2 protein-coding genes and 1 pseudogene (2 of these 3 cut by a window edge) are annotated in these 18889 nt (G+C 65.7%); all 3 read left to right on the top strand.

The features are described from left to right. Positions 1–10606, top strand: partial view of a non-ribosomal peptide synthetase gene (locus tag C6V83_RS16020; RefSeq protein WP_159067541.1) — the 3' portion only. 10016 nt of this gene lie to the left of the window's left edge; only the last 10606 of its 20622 coding nucleotides appear in the window; the start codon falls outside the window, past its left edge; the stop codon is at positions 10604–10606. Continuing rightward, positions 10603–18372: pseudogene (locus C6V83_RS19160) on the top strand (amino acid adenylation domain-containing protein); the annotation flags it as partial. The gene C6V83_RS16020 and the pseudogene C6V83_RS19160, both read left to right, overlap by 4 nt. Then, a protein-coding gene (locus C6V83_RS19155; RefSeq protein ID WP_456071340.1) for an amino acid adenylation domain-containing protein crosses the window boundary here: on the top strand, positions 18346–18889 show its beginning. The gene runs 13508 nt beyond the window's last position; only the first 544 of its 14052 coding nucleotides appear in the window; the start codon lies at positions 18346–18348; the stop codon falls past the right edge of the window. The pseudogene C6V83_RS19160 and the gene C6V83_RS19155, both read left to right, overlap by 27 nt.

Below are 18889 nucleotides of genomic sequence, written 5' to 3'. Positions count from 1 at the left end.
CGGCTGGTCCGGCCCGCTGGTCCTAACAGATCTGCTTGCCGCCTATGCGACGGGTGCGCCCTACACGCCAACACACGAGCACAGCTTCGCCGACCACGCGCGAGCGGTGGCGCGCACCGATACTGCTGCCGGTATCGCGGCATGGCAGGAGAACCTGGCGGACGTTGACGGCCCGACCCGGATCGCGCCCGCAGGAACCACGGCGATCGATCAGGCTCCGCGCGAGGTCGGCTTCGCACTGGCGGATGACACCTCTGCGAAAGTCCTGCGCCTGGCACGGGAATGTGGAGCCACGCTGTCGACGGTGCTGCAGGCGGCCTGGGCCGTGCTGCTGTCCCGTCTGACCGGCAACCGCGTGGTCACCTTCGGCGAAACGGTTTCCGGACGGCCGGCCGATCTTGATGGTGTCGACACCATGGTCGGTTTGTTCATCAACACCCTGCCTGTGGTCGTCGATATCGATCCGTCGGTGACGTTCCGAGAAATGCTCGCGGCGTTGCAGCGCGACAAGGTCCGGGTGCTCGATCACCATCACATCGGATTGCCGGACCTCGCCCGGATCGCACCGCAGGCGCTCGAATTCGACACCCTGTTCATCCACGAGTCGTACCCGATCGATACCGAGTCAATTTCGGAGGCAGGCTCAGACGGACTGGAGTTGCGCGGGATCTCGATGCGGGATGCCACCCACTATCCCGTCAGCTTCATCACCGAAGAACACGGCGGACGCGTCAGTGGGCACCTGAAGTATCTGCCGGATGTCTTTGGCGAAGAACAGGTGAAAGTTTTAGCCGACGCAATCGCGGAGATTCTCCGAGCGGGCGCGGCGGTACCGGACGAGCTCGTGGCCGATCTGCCGCTGTTGACCGTTGCGGGTGCCGAGGCTGAGGTCGGGCGTGAGTGGGGTCGTTCTGTGGGGCTTCCTGCGGTGGTGTCGGTTGCTGATGCGGTGGCTGGGCAGGTGGCGCGGACGCCGGAGGCGACGGCGTTGGTGTTCGGTGGGCGTGAAGTTTCTTATGGCGAGTTCGGTGCGCGGGTGAATGTGTTTGCGCGGGAGTTGATTGCTGCGGGTGTGGGGCCTGAGGTTTCGGTGGCTGTGGCGGTGCCGCGGTCGGTGGAGATGATGGTTGCCATTCATGCGGTGGTTGCTGCTGGTGGCCAGTATGTGCCGATTGATTTGGGTACTCCGGTCGATCGTGCCGAGTACATGCTGACCACGTCGGGGGCGAAGCTTCTGGTGGTTTCTGATCGTTCGTTGGTCGGTGATGCGTTGGCGGCGGCTGAGGCGGCCGGTGTGCCGGTGTGCGGGGTGGATGCGTCGGCGCCGGTGGATGCGGACTCTGCGGCAGCTGCTCCGGTGACTGATGGTGATCGGTTGTCGCCGTTGCGGGCTGATTCGGCGGTGTACACGTTGTTTACGTCGGGGTCGACGGGGATGCCTAAGGGTGTGACGTTGACTCATGAGGCGGTGCTGAATCGTTTCTGGTGGGGTTTGGATGAGTTGCCGATCGATGCCTCTGATGTGGTGGTGCAGAAGACGCCGTACACGTTTGATTGTTCGGTGCCGGAGTTGTTTGCGCCGTTGATGGTGGGTGCGTCGCTGGTGGTGCTTAAGCAGGGTGGTCATCTGGAGCCGGTGTATGTGGCTGAGGAGATTGCGCGCACGCAGGCGACGATGGTGCATTTCGTGCCGTCGATGTTGTCGGTGTTCCTGGATGTGGTGCCCGAGTCGTTGTTGCAGCGGCTTGATTCGGTGCGGATCGTGTCGACGACGGGTGAGGCGTTGCCGCCGGCGGTGGCTGCTCCGGCTCGTGGTGTGTGGCCGGAGGCGTTGTTCTACAACTTGTACGGTCCGACCGAGGCGGCGATCGAGATCACCTATCAGCGGATCGGGCAGGTGTCGGCGGAGGATCCGACGGTGCCGATCGGTGTGCCGGTGTGGAACTCGTCGGCAGTGGTCCTCGACGGTCGCCTGCATCGGGTGCCTGCGGGGGTGCCGGGTGAGTTGTATCTGGGTGGTGTGCAGTTGGCGCGTGGTTACGCGGCGCGCCCGGATCTGACTGCGGAACGTTTCGTCGCGGATCCGCATGGGGCGCCGGGTGCGCGTTTGTATCGCACGGGTGATTTGGTGCGCAGGCTCGGCGACGGTTCGCTGGAGTATTTGGGTCGTACCGATTTCCAGATCAAGTTGCGGGGTCAGCGGATCGAGCTCGGTGAGATCGAAGCGGTTCTTGCTGCGGCGCCGGGTGTGGTGCATACGGCGGTGACGGTGGCGGTCTCCCCCGATGGTGGCGAGCATCTGGTCGGCTATGTCTGTGCCGGTCCGGGAGAAATTCTGGATCTGGATGCGGTGAAGGTCTCCACTTCTGCGGCGTTGCCGGGGTACATGGTGCCGACGGTGTGGATGGTCGTTGACGATATCGCGTTGAATACGGCGGGCAAGATCGACCGCAAGTCGTTGCCGGCGCCGGAGTTCGGCGGCTTGGAGGCCGAGTATGTGGCTCCTGAGGGTGAGGCCGAAGAGGCGCTGGCTCGGGTGTTCGTCGATGTGCTCGGGGTCGAGCGGGTGTCGGCGACCGAGTCGTTCTTCGATGCCGGTGGTAACTCGCTGAGCGCCATGCGCCTGGTCGCACGAGCCGGTGAAGCGCTCGGTGTGGAGTTCACTGTCCGGGATCTGTTCGAGGCCCCGACCGTGCGTGAGCTGGCTGCGGCTTCGGTGGGTAAGGCTGTCGCGTTGCCGCCGGTGACCGCGGTGGTGCCGCGGCCCGAGCAGGTGCCGCTCTCGTTCGCGCAGCACCGCATGTGGCTGCTCAACCAGGCCAATCCGGACTCCTCGGCCTACAACATTCCGATGGGCTTGCGCGTCACCGGTCCGCTGGACCTCGACGCACTGCACACGGCGATGGTCGACGTCGTGGTGCGCCACGAAGTGCTGCGGACCACCTTCCCGTCCGTCGACGGCAACCCACGCCAGAAGATCGCGCGGGAATCATCGGTGGCCGCGCGTCTGGACTGGGACGTCGTCGACTCGGCCGACGAGATCCAGGAAGCCCTGACGTCCGGCTTCAACCTCACCCGCCAGACCCCGATCCGCATCCGGGTCCTCGCGGTCGGTCCAGACGAGCACATCGTCGTGGTGGTGGTCCACCACATCGCCTTCGACGGCGAGTCGATGGCACCGTTCGTCACCGATCTGCTCACCGCTTACCTCGCCGAAGCTGACGACCGCGATCCGGAGTTCACCGAACTGCCGTACGGATTCGCCGACTACGCACTCTGGCAGCACGAGGTGCTGGGAACTCCGGAGGACCCCGACTCGGTCGTCGGCGGCCAGCTCGGCTACTGGAAGACCCAGCTCGCCGGACTGCCCGAGCTGGTGGAACTGCCGCTCGACCGGCCGCGACCCCCGGTGGCCTCCCAGCGCGGCGATTTGGTTCCGTTCGTCATCCCCGAGGCCGTCGCCACCGGAATCCGGGCACTCGCAGATCAGTCCGGAGCGACTCCGTTCATGGTCGTCCACGCGGCGCTCGCCGCACTGCTGGCCCGGATGACCGGCCAGCGCGACATCGCGATCGGCACCCCGATCGCCGGACGCGGGCAGGCCGGACTCGAGCACCTGGTCGGCATGTTCGTGAACACGCTCGTGCTCCGCACCGGAGTGCCGCGCGGAATCACCTTCGACGAGCTGCTGGCCGAGGCCAAGCGTGCCGATCTCGACGCGTACGTCAACGCCGATGTGCCCTTCGAGACGGTCGTCGAGGAACTTGGCATCGTGCAGTCCTCGGCCTTCTCACCGTTCACGCAGGTCTGGCTCACGTTCAACCAGACAGACGTGCCGGAACTGGCCGGAGAGACACTGGCCGGCGCCGAGTTCGGCGGCCTCACCGTCGAGCCGGTCGCGGCGCCGGAGACTCCCGCCAAGATCGATCTTCTCGTCACCGTCGCGGACACCGACGGCGACTGGTCCGGCAGCCTGCTCTACGCCACCGATCTCTTCGATCGGCGAAGCATGGACATGGTCGCCGCCTACCTGGTGGCGAGCCTGGAACAGGTGGTGGCCGATCCGTCGCTACCGGTCGCCAGCATCACGCTGCCGGAGAACGTCGCCGAAAGCTCCGCTGCGTCCACGGCCGCGCCGAGCGTCTCCGACGTGCCCGAGGTCAGGAAGGCCCGGACGATCCCGACCGATGGTGCCATCGTGTCCGGCGGCGCGGGCGTCGACCCGGTGCTGCTGAGCGAGATCTTCGCGCAGGCCGTCGACAAGTGGGGGCCGCGGCAAGCCGTCGTCGATCCCGACGGTTCATACCTGACGTACGCAGACCTAGACGCGCGATCGAATCGGCTCGCGCGCTGGCTCATCAATCAGGGCGTCGGCAGCGAACAGCTGGTGGCCCTCGCGATCGAACGCTCGTCGCAGCTGCTCGTCGCGATCTGGGCGGTCGCGAAGACCGGCGCCGGGTACGTGCCGATCGATCCCACCTACCCGGCGGACCGAGTCGCGTCGATGATTGAGGATTCCGGAGCGTCCGTCGGGCTCGCGATTGCGGCGTCGGGTCACCTGCCGGCTGGCGGCTTCGCGTGGTATCGGCTGGACGACGACGGTCTCGCGGCGGAGATCGACGAGCTCGATTCTAAGGCCGTCACCGATGTCGATCGCCTACGGCCGGTGCGCATCGACAACACCGCGTACGTGATCTTCACGTCCGGATCCACCGGCCGGCCCAAGGGCGTCTCGGTGACCCACGCGGGCCTTGCCAATTTCGCAGACGAGGAGGTTCGTCGTTCCGAAGCCGATGAGCGCTCCCGGGTACTCGGCTTCGCTTCACCGAGCTTCGACGCGTCCGTCCTGGAATACCTGCTGGCGGCACGGTCGGGCGGCGTCCTGGTGTACCGGCCGACCGAGGCAGTCGGTGGGCAGGTGCTGCAGGACTTCATGATGCGGCACGCGGTGACGCACACGTTCCTGACGCCGTCGGTGCTGGCCACCATGGACCCGGCGACGCTCCCTGCGCTGCGGGTGGTCTACGCCGGTGGCGAGGCCGTACCTCAGGCACTCAAGGACCAGTGGGCCATGTTCCCGCGGATCCAGAATCTCTACGGCCCGACGGAGACCACCATCGGCGTCGCGATCAGCGAACCGATGCAGGTCGGGGCGCCGGTGTACCTCGGCGGGCCGCTCGCGGGCGTCGGTTTCCTGGTGCTCGACGACGAACTGCAGCCGGTACCGGTCGGGGTGCCCGGCGAACTGTACGTGTGCGGCGACCAGCTTGCGCGCGGATACCTGGGTGTTCCGGCGCTGACCGCCTCGCGTTTCGTCGCGAACCCGTACGGCATCCCCGGCGACCGCATGTACCGGACCGGCGACGTGGTGCGCTGGCGGAACGACGACGGCGGCCATCGGGTCATCGAGTACACCGGCCGCAGCGACGACCAGATCAAGCTGCGCGGTCTGCGGATCGAGCTCGGTGAGATCGAGACTGTCCTGGCCGGTCACCCCGACGTGGTGACTGCGGTGGTGGTGGGCGTCGGTGGATCGGTCGCCACTGCACTGGCCGGCTACGTCGCAGTGCGCAGCGGGGCCCAGGCGGAGCCCGCGCAGCTGCGCAGCTTCCTGGCCGAACGGCTGCCGAGTCATATGGTGCCGGCGTCGATCAACGTGCTGGACACAATGCCGCTCACTCCGGTGGGCAAGCTGGATAAGAACGCCCTCCCCGAGCCCGTCGTGGAAGCTACCGAGTACATCGCCCCAGAAGGTGCCGAGGAAGTCGCGATCGCCGAGGTCTTCGCCGAGATCCTCGGGATGGACCAGATCTCGGTCACCGAGTCGTTCTTCGACCTGGGCGGCAACTCGCTGTCGGCCATGCGCGTGGTCGGTCGTGTCGGCGAGATTCTCGATGTCGAGGTCTCCATCGCCGATGTCTTCGCCGCGCCGACCGTGCGCGAGCTTGCGTCAGCGCTGGCTGATCGAGGCAGCGCGCTGCCGCCGGTGACGGCGGTGGTGCCGCGTCCGGATCGGGTTCCGTTGTCGTTCGCGCAGCAGCGGATGTGGTTCATCAATCGTTTGGAGCCGGATGCTCCGACGTACAACATTCCGGTTGTGTTGCGTTTGTCCGGTGATGTGAACGTCGAGGCATTGCGGGCGTCGGTCGCTGATGTGGTGCGCCGCCATGAGGTGTTGCGGACCACGTTCCCTGATGTCGAGGGTGTGCCGGTTCAGGTGATTGCTCCCGAGTCGTCGGTGGATGCGGATCTGGTGTGGATCGAGACCGATTCGGTTGAGGCGTTCGGGTCTGCGGTGTCGGCTGGTTTCGATGTCACGATGCAGTGGCCGATTCGCGTGGTGATCTGCCGCGAGGGCGGCGATTACTTGTTTGCGGTGGTGGCGCACCATATCGCTGCTGATGGTGAGTCGATGTTGCCGTTGGTCACCGATGTGTTGACCGCCTATGCCGCACGGGCCGCGGGTGAGGTGCCGGTGTTTGCGCCGTTGCCGGTGCAGTTCGCTGATTTCGCGTTGTGGCAGCACGAGGTTTTGGGTGCGCCCGAGGTGGCCGATTCGGTGCTGGGGCGTCAGTTGGTGTTCTGGCGTGAGGCGCTGGCCGGGTTGCCGGATGTGCTGGATCTGCCGATGGACCGTCCGCGTCCGGCGATCGCTTCGCATGTCGGTGGGCAGGTTTCGTTTGTGATTCCGGCGGAGATCGGTGATCGGATCGCGGGGTTGACTGCCGGGTCGGGGTTGACGCCGTTCATGGTGGTGCATGCCGGCTTGTCGGTGCTGCTGGCGAGGTTGTCGGCGACCGGGGATGTTGCGGTGGCGACGCCGATCGCCGGGCGTGGCTCGGAGTCGCTCGATGCGTTGGTGGGCATGTTCGTGAACACTCTGGTGTTGCGTGCCCGGGTTGATTCGTCGATGAGTTTCGCTGAGTTGCTTGATCAGGTGCGGGTGTCGGATCTGGATGCGTTCGCCCATGCCGAAGTGCCGTTCGAGTCGGTGGTCGAGGCGTTGGATCCGGTGCGGTCGGAGGCGTTCTCTCCGCTTGCTCAGGTGATGTTGTCGTTTGATCCGGCGGCGTCGGTGGGGCAGGCGGAGATGGAGATCGCCGGTATTTCGGCGCAGGCCCTGGCGGCGCCGGTGGTGCCGGCGCAGGTGGATCTGACGTTCAATGTGTCGTCGGCGGCGGCTGGCCGGGACTGGGCGGGTTCGATTCTGTATGCCACGGATCTGTTCGATGAGGCGACCGTGCAGTCGTTCGCGGATCGGTTGGTGGTGCTGCTGGATGGGGTGACGGCTGATCCTGCTGCTCCGGTCGGTGACGTGGTATTGCTTAACTCCGGTGAGCGGGAGCGGTTGCCAGGGCCGCCTGCGCCGGTGGTTCCCGAGGGCGCTGAGCGGACGCTGGTCGAGTTGTTCGCCGGGTCGGTGGAGCGTTTCGGTTCGTCGCCGGCGGTGTCGGCGTTGGGTGTCACCGTGTCCTACGCAGAGTTGGATAGCCGTTCGGATGCGGTGGCCGCGGGTCTGGTGGCTGCCGGTGTTCGTGCCGGTGATCTGGTCGGTTTGGCCACGGCGCGGTCGGTGGATCTGCCGGTGGCGATTCTGGGTGTGCTCAAGGCCGGCGGTGCGTATCTGCCGTTGGATGTGACCAACCCGGTCGAACGCTTGTCGTACATCGTCGGTGATGCCGGCGTGTCGGTGGTGCTCACAGACGCTTCCACGCAGGGCCATGAACTGTGGTCAGCGGTCGGCGCCGGTGTTGCTGTCCTCGATGTCGATCGGGTGATCGTCGAGAATGCGGGTGCGAGTTTCACGTCGGTGAGCGTGCCGTCGTCGTCGCGGGCGTATGTGATTTACACGTCGGGTTCGACGGGTCTGCCCAAGGGTGTGGAGGTCACGCACGCTGATGTCGCGGCGTTGATGGCTGCCTGTGCGCAGGACTTCGATTTCCGGCCTGATGACGTGTGGACGATGTTCCACTCGTATGCGTTCGACTTCTCGGTGTGGGAGTTGTGGGGTCCGCTGCTCTCGGGTGCGCGTGTGGTGATCGTGGATCGTGATCTTGCCCGCGATCTGGATGCGTTTGTTCAGTTGCTTGCTGATGAGCAGGTGACGTTCTTGAATCTGACGCCGTCGGCGTTCTATCAGGTGATCGATGCGCGCCGCCGCAACCCGAGTGCCGAGTCGGCGTTGCGGTACATCGTGTTCGGTGGCGAAGAGCTCGCGTTTGATCAGGTGCGTCGTTGGTTTGATGAGAACCCCGATGACCGGGCTCGGCTGGTCAATATGTATGGCATCACCGAGACGACGGTGCATGTGAGCTTCCGCGAGATCGATCGCGGCGATGTGCGTTCGGCGGATCCGTCGTTCATTGGTCGTCCGCTCTCGACGTTGGCGATCCATATTCTGGATGATCGTCTTCGTCCGGTGCCGCAGGGTGTGCCGGGTGAAATGTATGTGGCCGGTGCGCAGTTGGCGCAGGGGTATTTGGCTCGCCCGGATCTGACGGGCACCCGGTTTGTGGCGAATCCGTTCGCTTCGGATGGGTCGCGGTTGTATCGCACGGGTGACCGGGCTCGTCGTGTGGGCGACGATATCGAGTATTTGGGTCGCGCTGATGGTCAGGCGCAGTTGCGTGGTTTCCGTATCGAGTACGGCGAGGTCGAAGCCGCGCTGTTGGCTGCCGATGGGGTGACTGGCGCCGCGGCCACGGTGATCGTTGACAGCCAGCGCGGCGATGCGTTGATCGGCTACGTGGTCGCTGATGCGGGTGTGGAACTTGATGTGCAGGCCATTCGTGAGCAGGCCGGCAAGCATGTGCCCCGGTACATGATTCCGGACCTGGTGATGGTGGTCGATCAGTTGCCGTTGACGGCGAACGGCAAGCTTGATCGTAAGGCTCTGCCGGCACCGGACTTCGGTCGCGTACTCGAGGAGTACGTGGCTCCCGAGGGCGCGGCCGAGGAAGCTCTGGCTGCGGTGTTTGCTGATGTGCTTGGTCTTGATCAGGTGTCGGTGACGGCGTCGTTCTTCGATGCGGGTGGTAACTCGCTCTCGGCGATGCGCGTGGTGGCGCGGGCTGGAGACGCGCTCGGGGTTGAGCTCTCGATCCGGGACCTCTTCGATGCACCGACGGTGCGGGAGTTGGCTGCTGCATCGGTGGGTAAGGCTCCCGCCCTGCCGCCGGTGACCGCCGTCGTGCCGCGTCCCGAACGCATTCCGCTGTCGTTTGCTCAGCAACGCATGTGGTTCATCAACCAGTTCGAACCGGGTACCGCCACCTACAACATCCCCATCGCCATCCGTATCGCCGGGGATCTAGACGTCGGTGCCATGCGTGCCGCAGCTAGCGACGTCGTTCGTCGTCATGAAGTACTGCGGACCGTATTCCCGGCCGTCGAAGGGGAACCCACCCAGCGCATCCTGTCCGCCGACGAGGCGATTGCCGACCTCGATTTGTCCGTCGTCGGCTCGCAAGAAGAACTCTTTGCGGCCGCAGCAGCCGGCTTCGACGTGACTCGGCGTCCGCCGTTGCGGATCCGGCTGTGGGAAGAGACCCCGGGCGAGTGGCTCCTGTTGGCCGTGCTGCACCACATCGTCAGCGACGGCGAATCCGGTATGCCGCTCATCACCGACATGGTGACCGCATACGTTGCGCGAGCCAAGGGTGAAGATCCCGCGTTCACTCCGCTCCCGGTGCAGTTCGCCGACGTGGCCATCTGGCAGCACGCGGTCCTCGGCGATCCGACCAATCAACGATCCATCGCCGGAAAGCAGCTGGCCCACTGGGAGAATGCACTCGCGGGAATCCCGGATGTGTTGGAACTCCCGGCCGACCATCCTCGACCGCCGGTCGCGTCCTATGCGGGCGCTGGATTCGACTTCGAATTGTCGGCCGAGGTCGGTGCCCGTGTCGAACAAGTCGCTCGGGTTCGCGGGGCCAGTGTGTTCATGGTGGTCCACGCCGCTCTCGCGACACTGCTCGCACGACTCTCCGCCAGCGACGACGTCACCATCGCGACGCCGATCGCCGGACGCGGACAGGCGGAGCTCGACGGTCTCATCGGCATGTTCGTGAACACCCTCGTCTTGCGTTCGCAGGTCGACATCGGCGACAGCTTCCTCGGCGTCCTCGACGCAACCCGGGATGTCGACCTGGAGGCCTTCGCTCACGCAGATGTGCCCTTCGAATCCGTCGTCGACAGACTGAACCCCGTCCGGTCGCAGGCTTTTTCGCCGTTGGCCCAGGTCATGCTGTCGGTGAATCACCAGCGGCCACCGAAGCAGGTCGTCGAACTCGACGGTCTGACGGTGGCGCCGCTGGAGGTTCCGATCACCACTGCGCAGATGGACCTGTCGTTTACCGTTCAGGCCCGCGCAGGGGACCCGTGGACGGTGTCCATCGTTTATGCGACAGACCTCTTCGCCGAACCCACTATCGCTAAACTCGCAGAGCGGTTCAGCGCAGTGCTCGACGCGCTGACGCAGTCCCCGAACAAGCCCGTCGCGTTGGCCCCGCTGCTCGATAGCTCCGAGCGGTTGGAGATTGCAGGCTGGACCACAGGTAGCTCGCCGACCGGCGACGCCGACACCCTGACGGGGTTGATCGAGTGACGCAGACGCAGGGTAGAAGGAAGGAGAGTGCGGTGAAGCCTAACGATGGCGATATCACACTCATCTTCGGCGACCGCTCGGTCACTCATGCCGAGTTCACCAGCCGCGTTGCGGACCTTGCTCGGCAACTGATTGCCGCGGGCGTGGGCCCCGAGGTTTCGGTGGCGGTAGCGATGCCTCGCTCCGTGGAGCTGATGGTTGGCCTGCACGCGATCATCACTGCTGGTGGCGCCTACGTGCCACTCGATATCGAGGCGCCGGCCGACCGCATTGAGTACATGGTCGAGACCGCCGGCTGCAACCGCGTGCTGGTCTGCGCGGGAGAAATCCCCGAAGTGATCACTGGCCTCGGCGATCGAGTCGAGATGATCGAAGTCGACGCATCCGGACCGGTCCCGAAGGCCGCGCCGATCACCGACGCCGATCGGATCGGCCCGATCAATCCGGAGAGCGCGGCCTATACGCTGTTCACCTCGGGTTCCACCGGACGGCCGAAGGGCGTGACCGTCACCCATCGGGCCATCGCGAACCGCCTTGAGTGGATGCGCGACTGGTATGCGCTCGGCAGTGACGACGTGTTCGTCCAGAAGACCCCGATCACCTTCGACGTCTCGGTGTGGGAACTGTTCCTCCCGGCGGCCGTGGGCGCCACGATGGTGATCGCCGAGCCCGGCCGGCACGGCGACGCGGTGTACCTGGCGAACTTGATCGAACGCGAGAACATCAGCGTCATCCACTTCGTCCCCTCCATGCTCGCCGCCTTCGCTGACACGCTCGGCGATCGGTTCAGTGATCTGAGTTCGCTGCGGGTGATGTTCACTTCCGGGGAGGCGTTGACCGCCTCGGTGGCACATCGCGCCTTCGAAGCTATTCCGCAGTTGGAGTTGCAGAACCTCTACGGCCCGACCGAAGCAGCGGTCGACGTGACCGCCCACCGGGTGACTACCGGCGATCGGACCGTCCCGATCGGTGTTCCCGTTCCGGCGACCACCGTCTACATCCTTGACCGGTGGCTGCAGTGGGTGCCGCCGGGAGTGCCCGGCGAGTTGTATCTCGGCGGCGTGCAGTTGGCCCGCGGCTACGAGTCGCGCCCCGACCTGACCGCCGAGCGATTTGTGGCGGATCCCTTCGGTGGCGCAGGCAACCGTCTCTACCGCACCGGTGACCTCGTCCGCTGGAATAGGTCCGGTCAGATCGAGTACCTCGGTCGTACCGACTTCCAGGTGAAGCTGCGTGGCCAGCGCATGGAACTGGGCGAGGTCGAAGCCGTCCTCGCCAGCGCTCCCGGCGTGGTCAATGCGGCCGCCGCCGTCGTCAACTTTCCGGCCGGCGAACAGCTGGTCGGATACTTGTCACCGCCTGACGTCGATACAGACCAGGTTGCGCAAGCACTTGCCGTCCGGTTGCCCGAGTACATGCGCCCCACCCAATGGGTGTTGCTGGACGAGCTCCCGCTGAACAGTGCGGGCAAAGTTGCGCGCCGTGAACTACCCATGCCTCAACTACGGGAAGCGGAGTATGCAGCACCCGAAGGCGACGCTGAGGAGGCACTCGCAGCGGTTTTCGCTGACGTGCTCGGCGTGGAGCGGGTAGGTGCCACCGAGTCGTTCTTTGATGCAGGCGGCAACTCGCTGAGCGCGATGCGCGTGGCTGCTCGCGCGGGTGAAGCACTCGACGTCGAATTCTCGGTCCGTGACCTGTTCGATTACCCAACCGTTCGAGAGTTGGCTGCAGCTTCGACGGGCAAGGCGCCCGCTCTGGCTCCGGTGACCGCCGTTGTGCCGCGCCCCGAACGCATTCCGCTGTCGTTTGCCCAGCAGCGGATGTGGTTCATCAACAGGTTCGATCCCACGCTCCCGACCTACAACATCCCGACGGTACTCCGGATCACCGGCAGCTTGGATGTGGCTGCGCTGCGGGCGGCGTTCGCTGACGTGGTGCGCCGGCACGAGGTGCTGCGGACCACGTTCCCCGAGGTGGACGGTGATGCCGTTCAGTTGATCGCCAGTGAGTCCGAGGTCGAGGTGTCGTTGCCGTGGCAGCAGGTTGCTTCGGAATCGGAGCTGGCCGCTGCTGTCGGTGAGGGTTTCGATGTGTCGGCGCAGTGGCCGATCCGAGCGGTCATCTATCCCGTCTACGTCGATGAGTTCGTGTTCGCCGTGGTAGCTCACCACATCGGCGCCGATGGCGAGTCGATGCTGCCGTTGGTCACTGATCTGCTGACCGCCTATACCGCACGGGCTGGTGGCGAGGTGCCGGTGTTCGCACCGTTGCCGGTGCAGTTCGCCGACTACGCGATCTGGCAGCGCGAGGTCCTAGGTGCGCCGGAGGATACCTCGTCTGTGTTGGGGCGTCAGCTGGGGTTCTGGCGGGAGTCGTTGGCTGGCGTTCCTGAGTTGCTCGAGTTGCCGACGGATCATCCGCGGCCGGCAGTGGCGTCGCAGGCTGGCTCGTTGTTTGATTTCGAGGTCCCGGCGGAGGTTGCGGCGGGGGTGTATTCGGTCGCTCGCGCCACGAGGACGACGCCGTTCATGGTTGTTCATGCGGCGCTGGCGGTCTTGATGTCGCGGTTGTCGGGTTCTGATGATGTGGTTATCGGGTCCCCGATTGCCGGTCGCGGGCAAGCGGTCCTTGATCCGTTGGTTGGTATGTTCGTCAATTCGCTGATGCTGCGGACGCACATCGATCCGTCGGTGAGTTTCGGTGACTTACTCGAGGCTGTTCGGGTTGCCGACCTGGCGGCGTTCGAGCATTCTGATGTTCCGTTCGAAGCGGTTGTCGATGCGCTCGATCCGGTTCGGAGTACGGCGTTCGCGCCGCTTGCTCAGGTGTGGTTGTCGTTCAATGAGCACGCATCGGCGATGGATCCCGGTGATCTGGGTGCCGTCTCGGGTGTGACGGTTCGGCCGGTGAAGTCTGAGCTTCAGTCGGCAAAGGTCGACCTGCAGTTCACGGTGTCGGCTGCTGGTGAGGGGCGCAGCTGGGGTGGGTCGGTCCTCTATGCGACGGACCTTTTTGATCGTGACACTGTTGCCGTTCTTGCCGACCGACTGTGCACGGTTCTGGGTTCGGCGGTTGCTGATGTGTCCGTGGCGGTGGGTGATCTTCCGATCTTGCTGGCCGGTGAGCGCGCCGAGCTGCGTGCGGCTTCGCATCGGGTTGCCGCTGATAGCGCGGTCGGGTCGCTCGATGGTGTGAATGTACGGACGTTGGCGGATCTGCTTCCGGCTGCTGTCAGCAGGTATGGCGATTCGGTTGCCGTGGTTGCTGGGACACGGGTTCTCACGTTCCGTGAGTTCGGTGCCGAGGTTGATGCGCTGGCCAATGAGTTGCGGGCCGGCGGAGTCGGGCCAGGTGTGGCCGTGGCGGTGTGTGTGCCGCGTTCGGTGGAATTGCTGATTGCGGTGCACGCGGTGATCGCCGCTGGCGGCCAGTATCTGCCGGTGGCGGTCGATACACCCGCGGCGCGTGCTGAGTACATGCTGTCCACGGCTAACGTATCGCTGGTCGTGACGGTCTCGAGTCAGCTCGGCGAACCGGCGGTCGTTGCTGCGGTGGAAGGTGGCCGGAGAATCATCGAAGTGGACGCGCCGCGTCAGGTCGGCGGTGAGGTCGTCGGTGCCGGTCAGCTGATTCCGGTCGAGAGTCCGGCGTACACGATCTTCACGTCGGGCTCGACGGGGTTGCCCAAGGGTGTCACGGTGCCGCATCGAGCCGTGCTGGCTCATTTGTTGTTCGACAACGCGTATTACGGTTTCGGGCCGGACGATGTGTTCTTGCAGATGCTGGAATACACGTTCGATCCGTCGGTGCTCGAATTGTTCCGCTGGGTGATTTCCGGTGGGCGTGTGGTTGTGATGGAGCCCGGCGAGCATCGGGATCCGTGGGCGATCGCCGGTTATGTTGAGCGCGAATCGGTGACTTCGGTGATCTGGGTGCCGTCGTTGTTGGCGTCGTTGGCAGAAGCGCTTGATCCCGCTGACCGGATGTCGTCGCTTCGCTATATCGCGACCGGTGGTGAGGCGCTGACTCTTAGTGGCGCGAGAGAAGCGGTCGAGCGGTGGCCGGGGGCCCGTCTGGATAATCAGTATGGGCCGACCGAGACGACGATCTACGCGACGGTGGCCCGGGTGCTCGCTGATGGGCCGGTGAAGATCGGTGCTCCGGTCTCGGGTGTGTCGGCGTTCGTCCTTGATAACCGGTTGAATCCTGTTCCGCACGGTGTGGTCGGTGAGCTGTATCTCGGCGGGGTTCTGGTTGCTGAGGGTTACGCGGCGCGTGCGGGGATGACCGCAGAGCGGTTCGTCGCTGATCCGTTCGAGCCGGGGTCGCGGCTGTATCGCACTGGCGATCTGGTCCGGTCGGATAAGGCCGGGCAGCTCCAGTATGTCGGCCGCGTGGACTTCCAGATCAAGTTGCGTGGTCAGCGGATCGAGCCAGAGGAGATCGAGTCGGTTCTGGCTGAGGCCCCGGGCGTTGTTCACGCCGCGGTGGCGGTGGCCGAGCCTCCCGCGGGAGGGCAGATCCTGGTTGCCTATGCCGCTGGCGATGGCCTGACGCGCGACTCTCTCGAGGCGTTCGCACGTGATCGCCTCTTGCCGCACATGCAGCCTGGCCTTTGGCATCTGATTGACGAGATACCGCTGAACTCGGCGGGGAAGGTTGATCGGCGAGCATTGCCGGTGCCGGACTTCGCTGCTGTGGATCACGAGTATGTGGGCCCGATCGGCGCGGTTGAGGAACAGCTGGCGGCCATCGTCGGTGGCCTCCTCGGGATCGACCGGGTGTCGGTGACCGAGTCGTTCTTCGCTTTGGGCGGCGATTCGATCATGTCGATCCGGTTGGCCTCAGCGGCCCGGGCTGCTGGGTGGGAACTGTCGCCGAAGGAGATCTTCGAGAACCGGACCGTCCGGAAGATGGCCGCCTTGGTCGGTGACTCCGGGCGTGGGGTTCAAGTGCTGGAGGAGGCATCCGGCGGTGGTGCCGGTGTCTCAGCGCTGCGCCCGGTGGTCTCGTACATGCTGGAGAACTCGGACCAGCCTTCGGACTTCGCCGACTTCGCACAGTCGACGGTACTGGTGGCCCCGGACGGAATGACCGCGCAGATCCTCGGTGAGCTGCTGGCGGCGGTCGTGGCGGCGCACCCGATGCTGTCCGCGCGGCTGGTCGAGGTCGACCAGGTGTGGACGGTGACCGCTGGCGGCGAGTTCGACGCGGCCGCTGCGGTCACGGCCCGGCAGTCGGCGCATGACAGTGGCAGCGCGGAGTTCGGTGCGGACCTCCTGGCCGCGTACACCGAGCTGGTCACCCGGATGGATCCGGCGGCAGGCCGGTTGGTGCAGGCAGCGTTGGTGACTTCCCGTGATGGCCGCGCGCGGATCGTCTGGGCGATTCACCATCTCGGCGTGGACGCGGTCTCGTGGCCGATCCTCATCGAGGACCTGATCACGGCGTGGGCGCAACAGCAGGCCGGTATGGACTATGCGTTGCGACCGGAAGGGACTTCGCAGCGCGCGTGGGCCGCCGCAGTCGAGAGCCTCGCTCCCGTCTTCCAGGCGCAGGCCGGCTACTGGCTTGATCGGCTGCCGGAGCAGCCGACCGACCTGGGCGCGGCGCTCGACCGGAACCGGGATCGGGACAGCACGGCGGCCGTCGTGCAGCACTTCATCGGCAGCGACGTCGCGGATGCGGCTTTGACGCGGCTGCCCGAGGAGTTCGGCGGCAGCGTCGATGACGTGCTGCTGGGCACCTTCGCCCGTGCCTTGCGGTCCTGGCAGGCGGCCCGGGGAATCACCGACAACGCGGCCGTCTCGGTACTCGTGGAGCGCCACGGACGCGACGAACACCTGCTGGGACGTGGTGCCGATCCGCGGCGCGCGGACCTGGCGCGGACGGTCGGCTGGTTCACCACGATCATGCCTTTGAACCTGGATCCGGCCTCCGATGTGGTGCATGCGATCAAGGCGGCCAAGGAAGAGCGCCTCGGCGTGCCCGATGGCGGCGCCGGATTCGGTGCGCTGCGGTACAGCGGTGACGGTCACCGCGCGACCGGCGAACTCGGCGCGCGTCCGTTGCCTTCGATCCTGTTCAACTACCTCGGCTCGAGCGGTTCGGGAGATTCGGGTTCGAGGGATTCGAACGAGGTGACCGCCGAGATGCCGTTCGCCGGCACATCGGATGCACCGGCCCTTCCATCCAGTGTCTCCGGCCGGATGGTCATGCCCGCCGGCCTGGTCATCGATGCGATCGGTGTCGTCGAGTCGACCGGACGTGGCCTGTCGGCCCGATTCCGGTTCCCCGAAGGCCTGCTGACTCAAGCGGATGTGCAGGATCTTGCCGAGCGCTGGACCAGTGAACTCGCCGACGCGGTGGTCGCGGCCGAAACCGGAGTCGGGTTGTCTCCGTCAGACGTTCCTGGCTCCGGAGTCAGGCAGGGCGAGCTGGATCGGCTCGCTGTCGAGTTCCCGGCCGCCGACATCTGGCCACTGACCCCGCTGCAGTTGGGGTTGTTCTTCCAGTCCGGTCTGGTCGGCGACGACGAGATGGACGCCTACCACGTTCAGGCTCGCGTGCAGTTCGGTGGCCAGGTCGACCTGGAGCGTCTGCAGTCGGCGATGGACGCGCTGCTGGCACATCACGATGTGCTGCGCTCCGGTTACGTTCAGATCGACGCCGGCGTGGTGGCCGTGGTGCCCGCCGAACTGTCGGTGTCGCTGCAGGTGATCGATCTCGCCGACCTCGACGAGGCCGCGACGGACATGCGCCTGGACGACATCGCCGACGCCGAGCGCGCCCAGCGCTTCGACCTGTCGTCGCCGCCGCTGATGCGTGCGGTGCTGGTGCGCCACAATGCCGGTGCCGACCTGGTGGTGACTTCGCACCACCTGCTGTTCGACGGCTGGTCCGGTCCGCTGGTGCTGGCGGATCTGCTCGCCGCGTACGCAACCGGCTCCACCTTCACGCCGACGCACGAGCTCAGCTTCGCCGATCACGTTCGCGCCGTCGCGGGCGCCGACGCCGCCGCCGGACTCGCGGCGTGGCAAGAACTGCTGGCGCCGGTCGAGGGTCCGACCCGGATCGCCGCGGCGGGAATGACCGGGATCGATCAGCCGCCGCAAGACGTGCCTTTGGCTCTGTCCGGGGAACTCTCCGAGAACATCTTGCGGCTGACAAGAGAATCCGGCGCGACCCTGTCGACCGTGCTGCAGGCGGCGTGGGCGGTCCTGCTGTCCCGGGTCACCGGGAACCGGGTCGTCACCTTCGGCGAAACGGTGTCGGGCCGACCGGCCGGCCTCGATGGTGCCGACACCATGGTGGGCCTGTTCATCAACACGCTGCCGGTAGTCGCCGACGTCGATCCGTCGCTGACTTTCCGCGAATTGCTCGCAGCACTGCAGAGCGACAAGGTGCGGGTGCTCGATCACCAGCATGTCGGGCTTTCGACGCTCGCGAGCATCGAGCCGCACGCGCTGGATTTCGACACACTGTTCGTACACGAGTCGTACCCGATCGACACCGAATCCATCTCGACGGTCCGGTCGGACGGGCTCGAACTGCGAGGCATCTCCACGCGCGACGCCACGCACTACCCGGTTAGCTTCATCACCGAGGAGCAGGGCGGACAGGTCAGCGGACACTTGAAGTTCCTGCCGGGTGCATTCGACGAAGCGCAGGTTCAGGTGTTCGCCAATGCGATCACCGAGATTCTCCGGGCCGGTGCTGCGGCGCCGGAACAGTTCGTGGCCGACCTGCCGTTGCTCGACTCTGCTGACCGCGATCGGGTTCTGGCCGCGTCGTTGGGTCCGGTGACCCCTCGACAGGCTCGGGGAGCGGGGGTCGACGCTGGGGGAGCGGGAGGCGCCGCCCTCGCGGATGCTGTTGCGGCGCAGGCGGTTTCGTCTCCAGAAGCTACGGCTCTGATGTTCGAGGGCCGTGAGGTGTCGTACGGCGAGTTCGGTGCGCGGGTGGCGACGTTGGCGCGGGAGTTGATCGCTGCCGGTGTGGGCCCGGATGTGGCGGTCGGTGTGTGTATGGATCGCAGCGTGGAACTGCTGGTCGCCGTTCACGCGATCACCGCGGCCGGTGGCCAGTACGTGCCGATCGATGTTGAGGCGCCGGCTGAGCGTGCGCGGGTGATGTTGGCGACTGCGGGCGCGGGTCTGGTCCTGGTGGCTGCTGGTACGTCGCCGGGGGCGGTTGCTGGTCTGGTTGGTGTGCGTCGGCTGGTGGTGGATGCTTGCGGTGCGGTGGATTTGACGGTTGGGCCGGTCACTGATGGTGATC

This window comes from Gordonia iterans (assembly GCF_002993285.1).
In the GTDB taxonomy this organism is placed as follows: domain Bacteria; phylum Actinomycetota; class Actinomycetes; order Mycobacteriales; family Mycobacteriaceae; genus Gordonia; species Gordonia iterans.
The sequence above is the reverse complement of the archived record's forward strand: the minus strand, read 5'-3'. Positions and strand labels throughout refer to the sequence as shown.